At 70.8% G+C, this 20554-nt stretch carries 16 protein-coding genes; 4 read left to right on the top strand and 12 right to left on the bottom strand.

Annotated features, from left to right (window positions below; all coding sequences use genetic code 11):
* Nucleotides 1-518: 518 nt before the first annotated feature.
* From AB0P06_RS19905 to AB0P06_RS19865, 9 genes are all read right to left on the bottom strand, one after another.
* Nucleotides 519-2042: a CoA-acylating methylmalonate-semialdehyde dehydrogenase gene (locus AB0P06_RS19905; RefSeq protein WP_363608993.1), complete on the bottom strand. Its 1524-nt coding sequence runs from the start codon at nt 2040-2042 to the stop codon at nt 519-521.
* 225 nt (nt 2043-2267) lie between these two features.
* Complete coding sequence (locus AB0P06_RS19900) at nt 2268-3065, bottom strand: hypothetical protein (RefSeq protein ID WP_363608991.1); 798 nt, start codon at nt 3063-3065, stop codon at nt 2268-2270.
* A 109-nt stretch (nt 3066-3174) separates the two neighbouring features.
* Nucleotides 3175-3606 carry a hypothetical protein gene (locus AB0P06_RS19895; protein ID WP_363608989.1) on the bottom strand — a complete coding sequence of 144 codons (432 nt, stop codon included), beginning with the start codon at nt 3604-3606 and terminating at the stop codon, nt 3175-3177.
* 186 nt (nt 3607-3792) lie between these two features.
* Nucleotides 3793-5187, bottom strand: coding sequence for an FAD-dependent oxidoreductase (locus AB0P06_RS19890; RefSeq protein WP_363608987.1), 1395 nt, complete (start codon nt 5185-5187; stop codon nt 3793-3795).
* Between the two features lie 58 nt (nt 5188-5245).
* Entirely contained in the window at nt 5246-6049 is an 804-nt protein-coding gene (locus tag AB0P06_RS19885; protein ID WP_363608985.1) for an ABC transporter permease, read from the bottom strand.
* Nucleotides 6049-6978, bottom strand: a complete 930-nt coding sequence (locus tag AB0P06_RS19880) for an ABC transporter permease (protein WP_363608983.1) — start codon at nt 6976-6978, stop codon at nt 6049-6051. The genes AB0P06_RS19885 and AB0P06_RS19880 overlap by 1 nt, the downstream gene beginning before the upstream one ends.
* Complete coding sequence (locus tag AB0P06_RS19875) at nt 6975-8120, bottom strand: ABC transporter ATP-binding protein (protein ID WP_363608981.1); 1146 nt, start codon at nt 8118-8120, stop codon at nt 6975-6977. Before AB0P06_RS19875 ends, AB0P06_RS19880 begins: the two co-directional genes overlap by 4 nt.
* Nucleotides 8121-8164: 44 nt before the next feature.
* On the bottom strand, nt 8165-9418 hold the full coding sequence (locus AB0P06_RS19870) for a spermidine/putrescine ABC transporter substrate-binding protein (RefSeq protein ID WP_363608979.1): 1254 nt from the start codon (nt 9416-9418) through the stop codon (nt 8165-8167).
* Between the two features lie 59 nt (nt 9419-9477).
* The gene (locus AB0P06_RS19865) at nt 9478-10992 is read right to left on the bottom strand and encodes a gamma-aminobutyraldehyde dehydrogenase (RefSeq protein ID WP_363608977.1); all 1515 of its coding nucleotides are present in this window, start codon (nt 10990-10992) and stop codon (nt 9478-9480) included.
* 438 nt (nt 10993-11430) lie between these two features.
* Here AB0P06_RS19865 and AB0P06_RS19860 point away from each other — a divergent pair, with 438 nt between their 5' ends.
* Entirely contained in the window at nt 11431-13083 is a 1653-nt protein-coding gene (locus AB0P06_RS19860) for a PucR family transcriptional regulator (protein ID WP_363608975.1), read from the top strand.
* Between the two features lie 35 nt (nt 13084-13118).
* Here AB0P06_RS19860 and AB0P06_RS19855 read toward each other — a convergent pair whose 3' ends face one another.
* The 3 genes from AB0P06_RS19855 to AB0P06_RS19845 all read right to left on the bottom strand — a co-directional run bounded on the left by AB0P06_RS19855 (nt 13119) and on the right by AB0P06_RS19845 (nt 17393).
* A complete protein-coding gene (locus AB0P06_RS19855; protein ID WP_363608973.1) occupies nt 13119-14333 on the bottom strand; it encodes a spermidine/putrescine ABC transporter substrate-binding protein in 1215 nt (404 codons plus the stop codon).
* Between the two features lie 70 nt (nt 14334-14403).
* Nucleotides 14404-15762, bottom strand: coding sequence for an aspartate aminotransferase family protein (locus tag AB0P06_RS19850; protein ID WP_363608971.1), 1359 nt, complete (start codon nt 15760-15762; stop codon nt 14404-14406).
* A 137-nt stretch (nt 15763-15899) separates the two neighbouring features.
* Nucleotides 15900-17393 (bottom strand): gamma-aminobutyraldehyde dehydrogenase, encoded by a 1494-nt coding sequence (locus AB0P06_RS19845; RefSeq protein WP_363608969.1) that lies wholly within the window; start codon nt 17391-17393, stop codon nt 15900-15902.
* Between the two features lie 257 nt (nt 17394-17650).
* On the opposite strand from AB0P06_RS19845, the gene AB0P06_RS19840 reads away from it, so the two are divergent.
* The 3 genes from AB0P06_RS19840 to AB0P06_RS19830 all read left to right on the top strand — a co-directional run bounded on the left by AB0P06_RS19840 (nt 17651) and on the right by AB0P06_RS19830 (nt 20545).
* Nucleotides 17651-18124 carry an Lrp/AsnC family transcriptional regulator gene (locus AB0P06_RS19840; RefSeq protein WP_030243538.1) on the top strand — a complete coding sequence of 158 codons (474 nt, stop codon included), beginning with the start codon at nt 17651-17653 and terminating at the stop codon, nt 18122-18124.
* On the top strand, nt 18121-19515 hold the full coding sequence (locus AB0P06_RS19835) for an aspartate aminotransferase family protein (protein WP_363608967.1): 1395 nt from the start codon (nt 18121-18123) through the stop codon (nt 19513-19515). The genes AB0P06_RS19840 and AB0P06_RS19835 overlap by 4 nt, the downstream gene beginning before the upstream one ends.
* A 244-nt stretch (nt 19516-19759) precedes the next feature.
* Nucleotides 19760-20545, top strand: a complete 786-nt coding sequence (locus tag AB0P06_RS19830) for an ABC transporter ATP-binding protein (protein ID WP_363608965.1) — start codon at nt 19760-19762, stop codon at nt 20543-20545.
* Nucleotides 20546-20554 lie beyond the last annotated feature (9 nt).

Genomic DNA, 20554 nt, shown 5'->3' with positions numbered 1-20554 from the left:
CCGAGGCCGGGGATGTCAACATATCTGGCGTTGACTTTTGGCACGCTGTTGAGTTCTCAAGGAACGGACACTTCCTTCAGGCCGCCTTCCAGCGGACCCTCCGGGCGCTTCGTTCTTTCGTGTTCTCAGCTTATCAGATGTTTTCCGCTCCGTTTTCCGGAGTTTCACTCACCCAACTCGCTGCTGTCTTCCGCGACCTGACGGCCCGTCCGACGTTCCAAACTCTAGCCGATCCCCGCTCCGAAAAGCGAATCCAGCCACAATCCATATAAACGCGCACGCCAAATTCACCCCGAGCCGCGACCCGAAAAGCAGACGCGACCCGGCAGAACCGGGAAGTGGTGTTTCGTGGATTGGCCGCCCCGGGACCGTCCGCGCCGATGCGTGTCCGGTGCTCCCTGTCGAGCGACTAGAGAACACTACGCCCATCGGCGGAAGGAAGCAAACATCGCGCAAAGAAGCCGGCCGGACCCCCGGGGGGAAGGGTCCGGCCGGCTGCTCGGGGCGCCGGTCGAGGCTCAGCTGTTGGTCGGGAAGCCGAGGTTGATGCCGCCGTGCGAGGGGTCGAGCCAGCGCTGGGTGACGGCCTTGCCACGGGTGAAGAACTGCACGCCGTCCGGACCGTACGCGTGCGCGTCACCGAACAGGGAGGCCTTCCAGCCGCCGAAGGAGTAGTAGGCGACCGGCACCGGGATCGGCACGTTGATGCCGACCATGCCGACCTCCACCTCGAACTGGAAGCGCCGGGCCGCGCCACCGTCGTTGGTGAAGATGGCGGTGCCGTTGCCGTACGGGTTGGCGTTGATCAGGGCCACGCCCTCCTCGTAGGAGGCGACGCGGACCACCGACAGCACCGGGCCGAAGATCTCGTCGTTGTAGACGGACATGCCGGGCTTCACGTGGTCGAACAGCGTGGGGCCGAGCCAGAAACCGTCCGCCGTCGGCGCACCGTTCCTGTCCTCGGCGGTGATCGGGTGCTTCCGGCCGTCGACGGCCAGCTCGGCGCCGTCGGCGACACCGGACTCGACATAGGAGGTGACCTTGTCCCGGTGCTGGCCGGTGACCAGCGGGCCCATCTCCGATTCACCGTTGCAGCCGGGGCCGACCTTCAGGGTGGCCATCCGCTGCTTGATCTTCTCGACCAGCTCGTCACCGATCGGGTCGACCGCGACCAGCACCGAGACGGCCATGCAGCGCTCGCCGGCCGCGCCGAACCCGGCGTTGATGGCGGCGTCGGCGCTGAGGTCCAGGTCGGCGTCGGGCAGGACCAGCATGTGGTTCTTGGCGCCGCCGAGGGCCTGCACGCGCTTGCCGTAGCGGGTGCCGGTCTCGTACACGTAGCGAGCGATCGGGGTGGAGCCGACAAAACTGACCGACTTGATGTCGGGGTGCTCCAGCAGCCGGTCCACGGCGGCCTTGTCACCGTGGACGACGTTGAAGACACCGTCGGGGAGACCGGCCTCCTTCCACAGCCCGGCCAGGAAGTTGGCGGCGGACGGGTCCTTCTCCGAGGGCTTCAGGACGACCGTGTTGCCGGCCGCGATGGCGATCGGGAAGAACCACATCGGCACCATCGCCGGGAAGTTGAACGGTGAGATGATCGCGACCGGGCCGAGCGGCTGGCGGATCGAGTAGACGTCGACGCCGGTGGACGCCTGCTCGGTGAAGCCGCCCTTGATGAGCTGCGGGATGCCGCAGGCGTACTCGACGACCTCCAGACCGCGGGCGATCTCGCCCAGCGCGTCGGAGTGCACCTTGCCGTGCTCGGAGACGATGATCGCGGCCAGCTCGTCCCGGCGGGCGTTGAGCAGTTCGCGGAAGCTGAAGAGCACCGTGGCGCGCTTGGCGACCGAGGCGTTGCGCCACTCGGTGAAGGCCGAGGCGGCGGCCGCGACGGCCTGGTCGACCTCGGCGATCTCCGCGAAGTCGACGTGTCCCGAGACCTGGCCGGTGGCCGGGTCGAAGATGTCGCCGCGCCGGGGCGCGGCGCCGGCGGTGGCGACGGGCGCGCCGCCGATCCAGTGCGTGATGTGCTTGCTCAAGGTCGTCTGCCTCCGAAGTCCCGGGCGGCGTCCTGCCGCCGGTCCCTTGTCTGGCGCCGCCCGTGTGCGGGCCGGGCGACGGGATTCACGGGGCTACCGCGCTCATCTCCCAGTCTGCTGGCCTCCACGGCCCACCTCAACGAACAGGCTGACGGGGATCGGGGATTCAGCCTTACAGGTCGTCGGCCGGATCCGCCGAACGGGCGAAGCCCCGCCGGCCCTCCCTCAGACCGCCTCCGTACCGTCCGTCTCCTCGGCGCCGTCCGTATCCTCCAGGTACGGGTCGTGCAACCCGTCCGCCGCCTCCTGGGTCTCCAGCAGATCCAGTCGCAGATCCTGGGACCACGCCAACGCCCACCGCTTCAGCCCGCCGACCGCGCTGCCCGGGTACCCCCGGGCCCGGAACCGTCCGTCGGCGGCGTCGGCCAGCGTCTCCAGCCGGTCGGCGAGCACGGCGGGCTGGAAGTCCGCGTCCAACGAGACTGCCAGTGCGAGCAGTTCGCCCTCCCGGTACCAGGCGGTCAGGGCGTGTACGTCGATCAGGTCGCGCGGCAGGCCGCGGTCGGCGAGCAGCGCGGTGGCCAGGGCGGCCGCGTCCTCCAGGGCGACGGCCGTCAGCGTCAGCGCGGGCCCGCCGGGCACGGGCGCACCGAGGTCGAGCCGGACCGGTCGGTGGCCCAGCGGTTCCTTGCGCAGCTCCACCGCGTGGGTGCGGCCGCCGAGCGTGAGCCGGACGGAGAGCTGCTCCAACCGGGGCGTGCCCGGCCGCTCCGCGACGCCGCCGCCGACCGCCCGGTAGGCGGCGGCCAGCTCGGCCGCGGCCTCCGGCAGATCGGTGCCGCCGCTGGTGACCAGGGTCAGCCCGTCCTGGGGGCAGGCCGGTACGCCGTGGGCCCGTAGGGCATGGCCGCCGGCGAGGGCCAGTCCGAGCCGGTCGCAGACGGGCCGGGCCAGTTCGGCGAGCCGCAGCTGGGCCGGGCCCGGGCGAAGGGACGCGTCGACGGCGTCCGGGACGGTGGTCACGCCTCCAGTCTGACGCGACCGCCCGCCCCACGCCCCCACGCGCCCCTTCCACCCTTCAACCGACGCGATGCCGCCCTCGACCTCCGGTGCCCCGCCGGTGGCTCCCGTCTCACCAGTCCCGGAGCCGGGCCGCGGCCTCGTGCAGGGCGAGCTCCAGCAGGGCGGGGTCGTTGAGCCGTCCGGAGCCGTCGGGCGGGACGAGCCAGCGCGCTCCCCGGCTGCGTGGCCGGGGGTGCGGGACGACGATCCAGGTGCCGTCGCCCGCGCAGCGCACGCCGGTGCCGATCCACCGGGCCGCCGTGCCGACGGGGACGAGGAAGCCTACGCTCTCGCCCCCGAAGTCGGTGAGGACCGGCCCGCAGAGGCCGTCACCGAGGATCTCCAGGGCCGGCCGGCCGAGTCGGCCGGGCACCGAGAGGACGTCCCACCTCCGCCCGGCCGGCAACAGCATCAGTCCCAGTCCGGTGCGTTCCCACTGTTCCCTGAACGCCTCCGGGTCCGGTGCCGCCTGGGCGAGCCAGTGCAGTCCGGTGCTCTCCATGTGCCGTCCCCGTTCCTCAGCGCTGACGCTGCTCGCGGCGCGGCGGGAACCGAGACCCGCCGTCACCAACGAGAGGCGGACGGCGGGTCTCTCTTACACGGATCACCCGATCGGATGCGTCACCCGGCCGAAAGTCGCCGCAGCGGACGCATCACCGCGGCGGACGCGCGACCGGAGGCGCGGCGGTCAGCTGTCGAAGCCCAGCCCCAGCCGGTCGAGCGTGCGCAGCCAGAGGTTGCGGTGCCCGCCGTTGCGGTCCGCGCGCTGCAGGGACCGCGTGGTGATCTCGATGCCGGCCCAGCGCACCGGCTCCGGCGGGAACGGCAGCGGCTTGCTCCGCACCATCTCCAGCGTGGTGCGCTCGGTGCGCTCGCCCGCCAGCAGGTCGAGCATCACCTCGGCGCCGAACCGGGTGGCCCCGACGCCGAGCCCGGTGAACCCGGCCGCGTAGGCGACCCGGCCGCGGTAGGCGGTGTCGAAGAAGGCCGAGAAGCGACTGCAGGTGTCGATGGCGCCGCCCCAGGCATGGGTGAAGCGCACGCCCTCCAGCTGCGGGAAGCAGCGGAAGAAGTTGTGCGCCAGCGTGCGGAAGGTCTCCGGCCGCTGGTCGTACTCGTTCCGGACGTGGCCGCCGTAGTGGTAGACCGCGTCGTAGCCGCCCCAGAGGATCCGGTTGTCGGCGGAGAGCCGGAAGTAGTGGAACTTGTTGGCGCTGTCGCTGAGCCCCTGCCGGCCGCTCCATCCGATCGCGGCGAGCTGTTCCTCGCTGAGCGGCTCGGTCATCAGCGCGTAGTCGTACACCGGGACGACCAGCGGGCGGACCCGCTTGACCAGGGACGGGAACACATTGGTGCCGAGCGCGACCCGGCGGGCGAAGACCCGGCCGTAGGGAGTGCGGACGGCCATGCCGCTGCCGTACTCACGCAGGTCCAGTGCCCTGGTGTGCTCGAAGATCCGCACGCCCTGGCGCAGGCAGGCGTCCTTCAGACCCCAGGCGAGCTTGGCGGGGTGGACCATCGCCACGCCCTCCTTGTCCCAGAGCCCGCCGAGGAAGGTCGGCGAGTCGACCTGGGCGCGCAGCGCGTCGGCGTCGAGCACGGTGATGTCGAAGCCGTACTCGGCGACGGCCTCGGCGATCTCGTGCAGTTCGGCGAGCTGGTGGGGCTGGGTGGCGACGTCGATCTCGCCGGTGCGCTCCCACTCGGCGTCGATGCCGTAGCGCTTGAGGGTGGCCTCGATGCCGTCCAGGTTGGCGGCACCGAGGCGCTCGAGTTGGCCGAGTTCGGCGGGCCAGCGCTGCAGGCCGTTGCCGAAGCCGTGGGTCAGGCTGGCCGCGCAGAAGCCGCCGTTGCGCCCGGACGCGGCCCATCCCACCTCGTTGCCCTCGACCAGGACGACGTCCAGCGAGGGGTCGCGCTCCTTGGCGATGAGGGCGGTCCAGAGGCCGGAGTAGCCGCCGCCGACGACCAGCAGGTCACAGGTGGCGTCGCCGACCAGGGCGGGCAGCGCCTCCGGCCGGCCCGGGTCCTCCAGCCAGAAGGGGGTGGGCCTGGCGTCACTGAGCGCGCGGGCGGAGTCCATGCATTATCAGCCACTTTCTGCACATAGGTGATGGTTGGGCGGCCACCCCGACGGTAGGTCAGGCGGTGGCCTTGCGACGGTTGCCGAGCCACTGGCCGGCCACCGTCAGCGCGACGGCGGCGATGAACATCGCGGTACCGATGACGTTCACCTGCACCGGGATGCCGCGCTGCGAGGCGCCCCAGACGAACATCGGGAAGGTGACCGTGGTCGGGCCCGAGTTGAACTGGGTGATGATGAAGTCGTCGAAGGAGAGCGCGAAGCTGAGCAGCGCGCCGGCCGCGATGCCGGGGGCGGCGAGCGGCAGGGTGACCCGCAGGAAGGTCTGGGTCGGCGTCGCGTAGAGGTCCTGGGCGGCCTGTTCGAGCCGGGGGTCCATGCTCATCACGCGTGCCTTGACCGCCGTCACCACGAAGCTCAGGCAGAACATGATGTGCGCGATGAGGATCGTGGTGAAGCCGAACGGGATGCGCATGTTGAGGAAGAGCGTGCCGAGCGAGGCGGCCATCACCACCTCGGGCATGGCCATCGGCAGGAAGATCATCGCGGTGGTGGCCGAGCGGCCGCGGAAGCGGTAGCGGGCCAGCGCGAAGGCGACCATGGTGCCGAGCACGGTGGCGCCGATGGTGGCGAGCACCGCGACCTGCAGGCTGAGCGAGAGCGACTGGCACATGTCGGCCACACCGCAGGGATTGGTCCACGCGTCGGTGGAGAACTCGGACCACTCGTAGTTGAACTTGCCCACCGGCTTGTTGAACGAGAAGGCGAGGACGACCAGGTTGGGCAGCACCAGGTAGGCCAGGGCCAGCAGACCTGCCAGCACCACCAGATGGGCGCGGACCCATGTGAGCACTCGGGACATCAGACCAGTTCCTCCGTCCCGGCCTTGCGCATGTAGACCGTCACCATGCCCAGGATCAGGGCCATCAGGATGAAGCTCAGCGCGGCCGCCGTGGGGTAGTCGAGCACGTTCAGGAACTGCTTCTGGATGCCGTTGCCGACCATCTGCTCGCTCGGCGAGCCCAGCAGCTGGGCGTTGATGTAGTCGCCGGAGGCCGGGATGAAGGTGAGCAGCGTGCCCGCGACCACACCCGGCAGCGAGATCGGGAAAGTGACCTTGCGGAAGGTGGTGAACGGCCGGGCGTAGAGGTCGCCGGCGGCCTCGTGCAGCCGCGGGTCGATCCGCTCCAGCGAGGTGTACAGCGGCAGGATCATGAATGGCAGGAAGTTGTAGGTCAGACCGCAGACCACGGCGAGCGGCGTGGCCAGCACCCGGTCGCCGGAGGTGAGGCCGATCGCGCTGGTGACGTCCAGGATGTGCAGCGCGTTGAGGGCGCCGACCACCGGGCCGCCGTCCGAGAGGATGGTCTTCCAGGCCAGCGTGCGGATCAGGAAGCTGGTGAAGAACGGCGCGATCACCAGGATCAGGATGACGTTGCGCCACCGCTTGCTCGCCTTGAAGGCGATCGTGTACGCCAGCGGGTAGCCGATGGTCAGGCAGAGCACCGTCGCGGTGGCGGCGTAGCCGAACGAGCGGACGAAGTGCCAGCGGTACTCGACCAGGGCGCCCCAGTAGGTGGCGAAGTGCCAGGTGACCTTGAAGCCGTCCTCCAGCGAGCCGGTCTGCAGCGAGGTCGACCCCTGGTAGACCATCGGCACGGCGAAGAAGACGACCAGCCAGGCGATGCCCGGCAGCAGCAGCCAGTACGGGGTGAGCTTGCGCTTCGGCTTCCGGGCGGCCTCCGGGAGCGGTATGACTTGCGGCGGCGCCGCCGGGGTGGTGGTGGTCATGCCGCCTCCTCCCCGGTGCCCGCGTCGATCGCCTGCGCGGCGTCCAGGGCGAAGGAGTGCGCCGGGTTCCAGTGCAGGACGACCGGCGCGCCGGGGACGATCCGGGCGTCGCGCTCCATGTTCTGCTCGAAGACCGTCACCTCCTGGCCCCCGTCGGTGCGCACCAGGTACTGGGTGGAGACGCCGATGAAGCTGGAGTCGACCACGGTGCCGGCCAGCCGGTTGCGGCCGTCGGCGACCTCGGCGGAGGCGTGCTCGATGGTGATCTTCTCCGGCCGGACCCCGAGGTGGACCTTCCTGGCGTCGGTGGCGCAGCGGGCCCTGGGCACGGCGAGGCGGGTGCCGTCGGCGGTGAGCAGCAGGTCGCCGCCGTCGGCGCCGGTGACATCGGCGGGCAGCAGGTTGGACTGGCCGAGGAAGTTGGCCACGAAGGTGGTCGCGGGGTTCTCGTAGAGGTCGGCGGGCGCGCCGAGCTGTTCGACCCGGCCGCCGTTCATCACCGCGATGGTGTCGGCCATGGTCATGGCCTCCTCCTGGTCATGGGTGACGTGGACGAAGGTGATGCCGACCTCGGTCTGGATCCGCTTGAGCTCAAGCTGCATCTGGCGGCGGAGCTTGAGGTCGAGGGCGCCGAGCGGCTCGTCCAGGAGCAGCACCTGCGGGTGGTTGATCAGGGCGCGGGCGACGGCGACGCGCTGCTGCTGGCCGCCGGAGAGCTGGTGCGGCTTGCGCCGGGCGTACGGGCCGAGTTCGACCAGTTCCAGCATGTCGTCGACCTGCTTCTTGACGTCCTTGCGGCCGCGGCGGCGCAGGCCGAAGGCGACGTTCTCGAAGATGTCGAGGTGCGGGAAGAGCGCGTAGCTCTGGAAGACGGTGTTCACCGGCCGCTTGTACGGGGGCAGGGCGGTGACGTCCTGGCCGCCGATCAGGACGGCGCCGGAGGTGGGCTCCTCCAGACCGGCGATCATGCGCAGGGTGGTGGTCTTGCCGCAGCCGGAGGCGCCGAGCAGGGCGAAGAAGGAGCCCTGGGGGACGGTCAGGTCGAGCGGGTGGACGGCGGTGAAGGAGCCGTAGGTCTTGCCGATGCCGGTGAGGCGGACATCGCCGCCCGTGGCCGCCGCGTCGCGCAGCTGGTCTGTCATGGGTGTCTTCCTGGTTTCTGCTGTCTCTGCCGTCAGTGGGGAGGTCAGGCGCCGATGAGTTTGGAGAACTTCTGCTCGAAGTCGCTCTCCTCGGTCTCGGTGAGGGTGCGGAACACGTGCGCCTTGGCCGCCATCTCGGGGGTGGGGACGACGAGTGGGTTGGCCGCGGTGTCCGGGGCGAGGGCGGCGAGCTCCTCCTTCATCCCGGTGACGGCGGAGACGAAGCCGATGCCCGCGACCAGCTGCGCCGCGATCTTCGGCTGGTAGTAGAAGTCGATCAGCTTTTCCGCGTTCGTCTTGTGCTGGGCCTTGGCCGGGATCAGCATGTTGTCGGTCGAGGAGACGAAGCCCTTCTCCGGGATGACGAACTCGATGTCCGGGTTGTCGGCACGGAGCTGGATCAGGTCGCCGCCCCAGGCGACGCAGGCGGCGATGTCGCCGGAGGAGAGCTCCTGGCCGTAGTCGTTCCCAGTGAAGCGGCGGATCTGCTTGCTGTCGACGCCCTTCTGCAACCGGGCGACCGCGGCGTCGTAGTCGTCGGCGGTGAACTTCGCCGGGTCCTTGCCGAGGTCGAGCAGGGTGATGCCGATGCTGTCGCGCATCTCGGAGAGGAAGGTGACCCGGCCCTTGAGGTCGGGGTCGTCCAGCAACTGGGAGACCGAGGCGACTTCCTTCCCCTTGGTGGCCTTCTTGTTGTAGGCGATCACCACCTGGATGCCGGCCCACGGGTAGGAGTAGAGCCGGCCCGGGTCCCAGTCGGGGGCGCGGAAGCGGGAGTCGATGGTGGTGATCGCGGTGGTGACGTTGGCCTGGTTGAGCTTCTGCGCCCAGCCGAGGCGGATCATCCGGGCGGCCATCCAGTCGGTGAGCACCATCAGGTCGCGGCCGGTGTCCTGGCCCGCCGCGAGCTGCGGTTTGACCTTGCCGAAGAACTCGACGTTGTCGTTGACGTCCTCGTTGTACCTGACCTTGATACCGGTGGCCGCGGTGAAGGCGTCCAGGGTGCCGTGCCGCTCCTTGTCCTTCTCGTCGGAGTCGATGTAGAGCGGCCAGTTGGAGAAGTTCACCTCCTTCTGGCTGTCCGAGAGGTCCTTGGCGGCGTTCGCGGTCGAGTCGCCGGTCCCGGCGGTCCTGGCCGCCGGGATGCCGCAGGCGGCCAGGGTGCCCGCGCCGGCGGTGAGGGCGGCGGCGCGCAGCAGCGCCCGCCGGCCGAGGGAGGCCCGTCCGCTGGTCAGACTGCGTTCCCAGGCCTTGCGGACCGGTTCGGGCAGACCGTCGGTGAGCTCGTTGAACGCCATGGAACGGGCCTCCTGGGGGCGAGAGGTCGGGGCGGCTGGGGGGCGCCCCTGGGTGAGGGTTATCTGTCTCCGAAGACGGTGCGGTGCCAGTCCTTGCGGGCCACCGCCGTGGTGTCGAACATGACGTGCTTGACCTGGGTGTACTCGTCCAGCGAGTACTGCGACATGTCCTTGCCGTAGCCGGAGGACTTGTAGCCGCCGTGCGGCATCTCGCTGATGATCGGGATGTGGTCGTTGACCCAGACGCAGCCGGCCGCGATCTCCCTGGTGGCCCGCAGCGAGCGGTGCACATTGCCGGTCCAGGCCGAGGCGGCCAGGCCGTACGGGGTGTCGTTGGCCAGCCGCAGGCCCTCGTCGTCGCTGTCGAAGGGCAGCACGACCAGGACCGGGCCGAAGATCTCGCCCTGGACGACCTCGCGGTCCTGCGCGGCGTCGGTGATCAGGGTGGGCAGGTAGTAGGCGCCGCGGGTGAGGTCGGTGCCGTCGTGGCCCTTCTCCGGGGCGCGTCCGCCGGTGACGACGGTGGCGCCGTAGGAGCGGGCCCGCTCGACGAAGCCGGCCACCCGGTCCCGGTGGGTGTGGGAGACCAGCGGCCCGAGGTCGGTCCGCGGGTTCAGCGGGTCGCCGAGGCGGATCGCGCCGTACAGTTCGGCGACGCCGGCCACGAAGGCGTCGTAGAGCGGGCGCTGGACGTAGGCGCGGGTGGCGGCGGTGCAGTCCTGGCCGCCGTTGATCAGCGAGGCGGCGACCGCGCCGTGCACCGCGGCGTCCAGGTCGGCGTCGTCGAAGACCACGAACGGGGCCTTGCCGCCCAGTTCCAGGTGGGTGCGCTTGACGGTCGCGGTGGCGAGTTCGGCGACCCGCCTGCCGACCGGGGTGGAGCCGGTGAAGGAGACCATCGCGACGCCCGGGTGGGAGACCAGATGCTCCCCGGCGGTGCGTCCGGCGCCGGTGACCACGTTGACCACGCCGTCCGGGATGCCCGCCGCGGTGCAGGCCCGGGCGAACATCAGCGAGGTCAGCGGGGTCAGCTCGGCCGGCTTGAGGACGATGGTGTTGCCCGCCGCGATGGCCGGGAGGATCTTCCAGGCGGCCATCTGGAGCGGGTAGTTCCACGGGGAGATCGAGCCGACCACGCCGATCGCCTCGCGCCGCACGTAGGAGGTGTGGTCACCGGAGTACTCGCCGGCCGCCTTGCCCTCCAGATTGCGGGCCGCCCCGGCGAAGAACGCGGCGTTGTCGATGGTGCCGGGGACGTCGAACTCGGTGGAGAGCTTGACCGGCTTGCCGGTCTGCGCGGTCTCCACCCGGGCGAGGTCGGCGGCGGCCCCGGTGAGGACGGCGGCCAGCCGGGTGAGCGCCTCGGAGCGGGCGCCGGGGGTGGCGCCGGACCACTCGGGCAGTGCGGCCCGGGCGGCGGCGACGGCGGCGTCCACCTGGTCGGTGGAGGCGAGGGAGATCTGCTCGACCACGCTGCCGTCGGCCGGGTTGACGACCTGGAAAGGATCGCCGCTCCCCCGGCTCTGCCGGCCCGCGATGTACTGCGCGCCCGCTCCGAAGTCGGTCAGGTCCATCTGGTTCCTCCAAGTGCCGGTGGTTCGGCTGCCCGCATGGCGTCCGATCGTCCGATCGTCCGGTTCCCGTCATGCCGCAGATGCCGGTGGGCGGCGGTCCCGTACCGGCGTCGTCCGACTGATCGAGTCGCCGCGTCTGCGGTACGGGGGAATCCGGCCCGGTTGATCTTCCGGGATGGCGCGATCCTGGCAGCCCTGCGGCGTCCCGACAAGGGATTCCGCCGTCGCTGCCCGGTGACACGACGGATTCCGCCGGTGATGTTGGTGTCTCGCCACAGCCGACCCGCTGACCATGCCTGTTGCCGCCCCGGCGTGACAAGGGTCACTCCGACAACCTCGACGCGAAGGGCCTTACAGGGTGGAAGGGTTCACGGAGGGCAACAGATCGTCGCCAGGAGGGATGATTTACCTGACACTCTGATCCCTGGAGGCCCCGCGATGCTCCCCACCGTCGCCCGCGTGCTCGATCTCGAAGTGATGCGGCGGGGCCTGCCCCAGGTCGTCGCCGGCGCCGACCGCCTGGAGCGCCCGGTCCGCTGGGTCCACGTCAGTGAGCTGCCCGATGTCGCCGGGGTGCTCCAGGGCGGCGAACTGGTGCTGACCACCGGTATCGCGCTGCCCGAGGACCGCGACGGGCTGGCCCGGTACGTCCGCGAGCTGGACGAGGTCGGCGTGGCCGGGCTGGTCGTCGAGTTCGGCCGGCGCTACTTCGACTCGCTCCCCCGCGCCCTGGTGCACGCCGCCGAGCAGCGCGGGCTGCCGCTGATCGTGCTCCGCCGCGAGCTGCGCTTCGTGGCCGTCACCGAGGCCGTGCACGCCCTGGTGGTCAACGCCCAGCTGGAGCAGCTGCGGACCTCGGAGGCGGTCCACCAGGTCTTCAACGAACTGGTGGTGGAGGGCGCAGAACCCGGTGAGGTGGTCCGCCAGGTGGCCCGGATGGCGGGCGCGCCCGTCGTGCTGGAGAACCTGGCGCACCAGGTACTGGCCCATGACCCCGCCGGCCGGCCGGAGAGCGAACTGCTGGAGGACTGGGAGCGCCGCTCGCGCGGGGTGCGTCCGCCCGGGCGCACCGGCCACGACCCGCGCAGCGGCTGGCTGGTGACCACGGTCGGCGCCCGCGGCCAGGACTGGGGCCGGCTCGTCCTGGTCGAGGACCCGGCACCGCTGCCGGAGGGCGAGGCCCACCCGCACACGATGCTGCTGGAACGCGGGGCGTCCGCCCTGGCCCTCAACCGGCTGGTCGTCCGGGACCGGGAGAGCCTGGAGCGGCAGACCCACCGCACCCTGCTCTCCGGCATCCTCACCCACGCGCTGACCGTCTCCGAGGTGGCCCTGCGCGCCCAGGCGCTCGGCGTTCCGCTGGAGGGCCGCCGGCTGGTCGGGGTGGTGCTGCGGCAGCGGCGCGGGCCGATCCCGGCCGCCCTGGAGGCCCAGGCCAGGCTGCGCGACTTCACCGAGCTGGCGGCCGGCGCGATCCGCGGCTGCCGGCTCTCCGCCCTGGTCGGAGCGCTGGACGACGAGGGGGTGGGCGTCCTGATCGCGCTCGGCACCCAGCAGGACGAGCACACCGCGCTGGACACCTTCTCCGCCGCGCTGCGCCGGCTGACGGCGGACGCCAACCGGGACGCCGCCCCCGTACCGGCCCCCGTCGTCGCCGTCGGCTCCTCGGTGGGCTCGGTCCGCGACGCCCGGCGCACCCTGCTGGAGGCCACCCAGGTCGCCGACGCCGCCCTGCACGACTCCCCCGGCGGCCGCGCCGCCGCCTACTACCGGCTGCCCGACGTCCGGCTGCGCGGTCTGCTGCACCTGCTGCGCGACGACGCCCGGCTGCAGACCTACGTCGAGCGCGAACTCGGCCCGCTGCTCGCCTACGACGCCGAGCACAACGGCCAGTTGGTCCAGATGCTGCGTATCTACCTGGAGCACGGCCGGAACAAGTCCGCAGCGGCCGATGCCGCGCACCTGTCCCGGCCCTCCTTCTACGACCGGCTGCACAAGGTCGAGCGGATCCTCGGCGTCGATCTCGACCAGGTCGAGTCCTGCCTCTCCCTGCACGTGGCGCTGCTCGCGCTGGACGCCGTCCGCCGGTGAGTACCGGGGCCCGGTGACCGCCGGGCCCGGTCCCGCTACACCCCGGTGATGCGGCCCCAGACCTTGTGCAGTTCGGGCCGCTCGGCGGAGGTGACATCGCGCATGGTGCGCAGCCGGGCGCGCATCTCCTCGGTCGGGAAGACCAGCGGGTGCTCCGCCAGCTCGGCCTTCTCCTGGTCCCCGCTCGCGGCCAGCACCTCGCGGGCGGCGGGCACCGGGCAGATGTACTGCACGAAGGCGGCCAGTTCGGCGGCCACCTCGGGCTGGTAGTAGTGGTCGATCAGCAGCTCGGCGTTGCGCTTGTGCCCGGCCCGGTTGGGGATCAGCAGGCTCTCCGCCCAGAGCTCGCCGCCCTCCTCGGGCACCACGAACTCGATGTCCGGGTTCTCGGCGGTCAGCTGGACGGCGTCACCGGAGTAGGCCTGACAGGCCAGCGCCGCGCCGGAGGCCAGGTCGCTGGTGTAGTCGTTGCCCGTGAAGCGGCGGACGTGCCGGGCGTCGACCATCTTCTGCACCAGGTCCATCGCCCGGTGCGCGTCGTCGTCGGTGAAGGCGGCGATGTCGGCGCCCTGGGCGAGCATCAGCAGGCCGAGCGCCTCGTCCAGACCGGCGAACAGGGTGACCCGGCCCTTGAGGTCGGGTGCCCAGAGGTCGGCGGTGGACCTGATCTCCCGGCCGAGCGCCTTGCGGTTGTAGGCGATGCCGGTGATCCCGGACTGCCACGGCACGCTGCGCTTGCGCCCGGGGTCGAAGGCGGGATCGGCCAGCTGCGGGTCCAGCTGGGCGGTGACGTTGGGCAGGTTGGCCCGGTCCATGGCCTGTACCCAGCCGAGCGAGACGTACCGGCCGGCCATCCAGTCGCTGACCACCATCAGGTCCCGGCCGGGGTCGGTGCCCTGGGTCAGGACCGGGCCGATCTTGCCGAAGAACTCGTCGTTGTCGTTGATGTCCTCGGTGTAGGTGACCTTGATCCCGGTCTGCTCGGTGAAGGCGTCCAGGGTCGGGCGCCGGCCGCTGTCGTCGACGTCGATGTACTGGGTCCAGTTGGAGAACGCCAGCCGCTTCTCCTGCTCCGAGCGGTCCGGGGCCGAGCGGCGGTCCTCGTCGACATAGGCGGCCGGGATGCCGCAGCCGGTCAGGGTGCCGACGCCGAGCAGCCCGGCGGTGCCGAGCACTGAGCGGCGGGTGAGCCGGCCGCGTCCGCTGCGGCGGCCGTCGAGGGGGCGGCGGGTGAGGGTGGTGCTGGGCATGGATGGGCCTTCCGGGCATGCGGCGGCCCCGGGCGCACGAACAAGACCCGGGGCCGTCCTTGTCGGTTCCTCAGACAGTGTGCGCGTCGGTCAGCGACAGCACCTCGTCGAGCACCGCGAGGCCGGTCTTGGCCTCCTCCTCGGTGACGGTGCACGGCGGGACGACGTGGAAGCGGTTCATGTTGACGAACGGCCAGAGCCCGCGCTGCTTGCAGGCGGCGGCCAGCTCGGCCATCGGCGCGTTGGCGGCGCCCGCGGCGTTGTACGGCACCAGCGGCTCGCGGGTGGTGCGGTCCTTGACCAGGTCCAGCGCCCAGAACACGCCGAGGCCGCGGACCTCGCCGATCGAGGGGTGGCGCTCGGCCAGCTCGCGCAGGCCCGGGCCGAGCACCGTCTCGCCGATGTGCCTGGCGTTCTCGACGATGCCCTCCTCCGCCATCGTGTTGATGGTGGCGACGGCCGAGGCGCAGGCCAGCGGGTGGCCGGAGTAGGTGAGCCCGCCGGGGAACGGCCGCTCCGCGAAGGTGGCGGCGATCTCCGCGCTGATCGCCACGCCGCCCAGCGGCACATAGCCGGAGTTGACGCCCTTGGCGAAGGTCAGCAGGTCCGGGGTGACACCCCAGTGGTCGGCGGCGAACCACTCGCCGGTGCGGCCGAAGCCCGCCATCACCTCGTCGAGGATGAAGACGATGCCGTAGCGGTCGCAGATCTCCCGTACCCCGGCCAGGTAGCCCGGCGGCGGGATCAGGATGCCCGCGGTGCCGACCACGGTCTCCAGGATGATCGCCGCGATGGTGCCGGGGCCCTCGAACGCGATCACCTGCTCCAGGTGCTGCAGCGCGCGCTCGCACTCCTGCGTCTCGTTCTCGGCGTGGAAGTTGGAGCGGTAGGCGTACGGGCCCCAGAAGTGGACGACACCGGAGACACCGCTCTCGTTGGGCCAGCGGCGCGGGTCGCCGGTGAGGGCGATCGCGTTGGCGGTGGCACCGTGGTACGAGCGGTACGTCGACATGATCTTCTGGCGACCGGTGTGCAGCCGCGCCAGCCGGATGGCGTTCTCGTTGGCCTCGGCACCGCCGTTGGTGAAGAAGATCTTGTCGAGGTCGCCGGGGGTGCGCTCGGCGATCAGCCGGGCGGCCTCACTGCGTGACTCGACCGCGAAGCCGGGCGCGATGGTGCAGAGCTTCGCCGCCTGCTCCTGGATCGCGGCGACCACCTTCGGGTGCTGGTGGCCGATGTTGGTGTTCACCAGCTGCGAGGAGAAGTCGAGGTAGCGGTTGCCCTCGTAGTCCCAGAAGTACGAGCCCTCGGCGCCGGCCACCGCGAGGGGGTCGATCAGCGCCTGGGCGGACCACGAGTGGAAGACGTGCGCGCGGTCGGCGGCCTTGACGGCCTGGCCGGCGGCTGAGTCGGCGGTGGGGATGCTCATGCCGGTAAGGCTAGGGAGTTCCACCCGTGAAGTGCAGGTTCATCGTGTCAGGCGGTCATGCGAACGGCCGACAGGGTGACAGGGCAAGGGCCCGGGTCGAAACGACCCGGGCCCATTGTCAGATCACACGATCAGCGTCAGATCGCGGTCATGACGTGCTTGACCCGCGTGTAGTCCTCGAAGCCGTAGGAGGAGAGGTCCTTGCCGTAGCCGGACTTCTTGAAACCACCGTGCGGCATCTCGGCGACCAGCGGGATGTGGGTGTTGATCCAGACGCAGCCGAAGTCCAGCCGGCGCGACATCCGCATCGCGCGGGCGTGGTCCTTGGTCCACACCGAGGAGGCCAGCGCGTACTCGACGCCGTTGGCGTAGCCGACGGCCTGGTCCTCGTCGGAGAACTTCTGCACGGTGATGACCGGGCCGAAGACCTCGTTCTGGATGATCTCGTCGTCCTGGTTCAGGCCGGAGACCACGGTCGGGGCGTAGAAGTAGCCCACCTCGCCGACCCGGTGGCCACCGGCCTCGACCTTGGCGTGCGCCGGCAGGCGGTCGATGAAGCCGGAGACCTGCTTCAGCTGGTTGGCGTTGTTCAGCGGGCCGTAGAGCACGTCCTCGTCGTCCACGCCACCGGTCTTGGTCTCGGCCGCGGCCTTGGCCAGCGCCTCGACGAAGGCGTCGTGGATCGACTCGTGCACCAGCACGCGGGTGGCGGCGGTGCAGTCCTGGCCGGCGTTGAAGAAGCCGGCCACCGAGATGCCCTCGACCGCCTCGGCGATGTCGGCGTCCTCGAAGACCACGACCGGGGCCTTGCCGCCCAGCTCCAGGTGAACCCGCTTGACGTCCTTGGCCGCCGACTCCGCGACCGAGATGCCGGCCCGGACCGAGCCGGTGATGGAGGCCATCGCCGGGGTGGGGTGCTCGACCATGGCCTGGCCGGTCTCGCGGTCGCCGCAGATGACGTTGAACACGCCGGCCGGCAGGTCCAGCTCCTTGAGGACGCCGCCGATGATCTCGGCCAGCAGCACGGTGGAGGCCGGGGTGGTGTCCGAGGGCTTGAGCACGACGGTGTTGCCCGCGGCGATCGCCGGGGCGAACTTCCAGACGGCCATCATCATCGGATAGTTCCACGGGGCGACCTGCGCGCAGACGCCGACCGGCTCACGGCGGACGATCGAGGTCATCCCGTCCATGTACTCACCGGCGGCCTTGCCCTCCAGCAGGCGGGCGGCGCCGGCGAAGAAGCGGATCTGGTCCACCATCGGGCCGATCTCCTCGGAGAGGGTCAGCGCGCGGGGCTTGCCGGTGTTGCGGACCTCGGCGTCGACGATCTCGTCGGCGCGCGCCTCGACCGCGTCCGCGATCTTCAGCAGCAGCTTCTGGCGGGTGCTCGGGGTGGCGTCGCGCCAGACCGGGAAGGCGGCGGCGGCGGAGGCCATGGCCGCGTCCACATCGGAGGCGCCGGACAGCGGGGACGTCGCGTAGACCTCGCCGGTGGTGGGATCCACGATGTCGAGCGTGCGGCCGTCGGCCGCATCGACGAACTCACCGTTGATGTAGTTGCGCAGCGCGCGAAGGTCGCTCACGGGTCTCTCCTCGGTCTGGTCCTGCGGCGTTGCAGAGTCCGGCGCCATGGTACGTCGACACACCTGCCGGTCGGCCGTCCTCCGATGCCGAGTGGCCGAGCCCGAAGCGGCACGGTCCACTGGTGGGGGAACGCGCGCTCCACTGCGAAGCTGCGCGCGTACCGGGCCAGGTTAGCCGTACAACTGCTGGAATCGACAGACCAAGCACGCCCAGGCGATGAAATCCGCATGCGATTTCCAAGATCGCGACGAAATCAGCAGCTGCCACGCTTGCGAACAGAGGTCCGATCGGGCACAGTGGCGGCGTGGCCAACCGCGACCGGAACGCCAGCGTTCCCCTCGACGCCGCCTCCAAGGCGATCATCGAGCAGCTCCAGGAGGACGGGCGCCGCCCGTACGCCGCCATCGGCAAGGCCGTCGGCCTGTCCGAGGCAGCCGTACGGCAGCGCGTCCAGAAGCTGCTCGACCAGGGTGTGATGCAGATCGTCGCCGTCACGGACCCGCTCACCGTCGGCTTCACCCGCCAGGCGATGGTCGGGATCCGGGTCGAAGGAGACATCGAACCCGTCGCCGACGCGCTGGCCGCCCTCGACGAGGTCGACTACGTCGTCTGCACCGCAGGCTCGTTCGACCTCCTGGCCGAACTGGTCTGCGAGGACGACGAGCACCTGCTCGAACTGATCAACAAGCGCATCCGCGCGCTTCCCGGCGTGCGGAGCACCGAGAGCTTCGTTTACCTGAAGCTCCGGAAACAGACCTACACCTGGGGCACCCGATGACAGCCGACCCGGCGCAGAAGGACCTTTCCAAGACCGCCTACGACCACCTGTGGATGCACTTCACCCGCATGTCGTCGTACGAGAACTCCCCCGTGCCGACGATCGTCAAGGGCGAAGGCACCTACGTCTGGGACGACAAGGGACGCAAGTACCTCGACGGCCTCGCCGGCCTGTTCGTCGTCCAGGCCGGCCACGGCCGCGAGGAGCTCGCCGAGGCCGCTGCCAAGCAGGCCAAGGAGCTCGCCTTCTTCCCGGTGTGGAGCTACGCCCACCCGAAGGCCGTCGAGCTGGCCGAGCGCCTGGCCAACTACGCCCCGGGCGACCTGAACAAGGTCTTCTTCTCCACCGGTGGCGGCGAGGCCGTCGAGACCGCCTGGAAGCTTGCCAAGCAGTACTTCAAGCTGACCGGCAAGCCCACCAAGTACAAGGTCATCTCGCGTGCGGTCGCCTACCACGGCACCCCGCAGGGCGCCCTGTCCATCACCGGCCTGCCGGGCCTGAAGGCCCCGTTCGAGCCGCTGGTGCCGGGCACTCACAAGGCCCCGAACACCAACATCTACCGCGCCCCGGCCTTCCTGGCCGGCCCCGACGGCACGGTCGACCCCGAGGCGTACGGCCGCTGGTGCGCCGACGAGATCGAGGTCGCGATCCTCAACGAGGGCGCCGAGACCGTCGCCGCCGTCTTCGTCGAGCCGGTGCAGAACGCCGGCGGCTGCTTCCCGCCGCCGCCCGGGTACTTCCAGCGCCTGCGCGAGATCTGCGACCGCCACGACGTGCTGCTGGTCTCGGACGAGGTCATCTGCGCCTTCGGCCGCCTCGGCACCATGTTCGGCGCCGACAAGTTCGGCTACCAGCCCGACATGATCACCTGCGCCAAGGGCATGACCTCGGGCTACTCCCCGATCGGCGCCACGATCATCTCGGACCGCCTCGCCGAGCCGTTCTACAAGGGTGACAACACCTTCCTGCACGGCTACACCTTCGGTGGCCACCCGGTCTCCTCCGCGGTGGCGCTGGCCAACCTCGACATCTTCGAGCGCGAGGGCCTGAACCAGCACGTCCTCGACAACGAGTCGGCGTTCCTGGGCACCCTGAACAAGCTGCGCGACCTGCCGATCGTCGGCGACGTCCGCGGCAACGGGTACTTCTACGGCATCGAGCTCGTGAAGGACAAGGTCACCAAGGAGTCGTTCAACGACGACGAGGTCGAGCGCGTGCTCTACGGCTTCCTGTCGAAGGCGCTCTTCGACAACGGCCTGTACTGCCGCGCCGACGACCGTGGCGACCCGGTGATCCAGCTGGCCCCGCCGCTGATCTCCGACCAGTCGACCTTCGACGAGATCGAGCAGATCCTGCGGACCAGCCTCACCGACGCGTGGGCGAAGATCTGACCACCTGATCTTTCTTCCTCACCCTCCGCCGAAGGGCGGTCCCGCTCCCCGCGGGACCGCCCTTCGGCGTTCGCGGCCCCTCCCGGCCGCCTCCCTCCGGTTTTTTCGGACGATCTCCCCGACCAAACACGCCTGATTGCGGGCGATTTGCCCGTTATGGACCAGTGCGCCGCACCCGCGCCCGGCTCCAGTCGTTCTAATCTGACGAGTGTCATATCCCTGCGGCCACCCAGGATGGAACCTCATGTCAGCGGCCCCGCCTGACAACGACGTGCTGTGGGCCCGGGGGATCGTCAAGTCCCATCACGGCACCCCGGCCCTGCGCGGCATCTCGCTCGGCGTCCGGGAGGGCGAGGTACTGGCCGTGACCGGCCCGCGCGGCTCCGGCAAGAGCACCCTGCTCGGCTGTCTCTCCGCCCTCCTCCCGGTCGACGAGGGCGAGGTCTGGTTCAACAGCGCCCCCGTGCACACCCTGGCCCGGGCCGGCCGCGAGCGGCTGCGCCGCGACCGCTTCGGCTTCGTCGGCTCCGAACCGCACCTGGTCCCCGAACTGACCGCCCGCGAGAACGTCGCGCTGCCCCTGCTGCTGGCCGGGGCCGGCAACAAGGCCGCGTACACCGCCGCCGACGAGTGGCTGGAGCGACTCGACGTGGGCGAGGCCGCCAGGCAGCGGCCCGACCGGCTGCTCCAGAGCCAGCGCCAGCGGATCGCCGTCGCCCGCGCGCTCGCCCCGCTGCCGCCCGTCGTCTTCGCCGACGACCCCACCGCGCCGCTGCACCGCGAGGCCGCCGACCAGGTCCTGCGGATACTGACCAGCGCGGCCCGTTCCCACCAGCTCACCCTCGTCCTGGCCACCCACGATCCCGAGCTCGTCCGGTTCGCGGACCGCTCCGTCGCCCTCGTCGACGGCCGGCTGACCGCCCCCGCCGCCCCCGTCCCGCGCGGTCTCCCCGGAGCCCCTGGAGCCCCCGGAACAGTCGGCACACCGGGAGCGGCCGGAGCCGCCGCCGTATCGGCCACCCGCCGCTGACGCCGCCCC

Origin of the sequence: Kitasatospora sp. NPDC088351 (assembly GCF_040685575.1) — a bacterium.
Taxonomy (GTDB): domain Bacteria; phylum Actinomycetota; class Actinomycetes; order Streptomycetales; family Streptomycetaceae; genus Kitasatospora.
The sequence above is the reverse complement of the archived record's forward strand: the minus strand, read 5'-3'. Positions and strand labels throughout refer to the sequence as shown.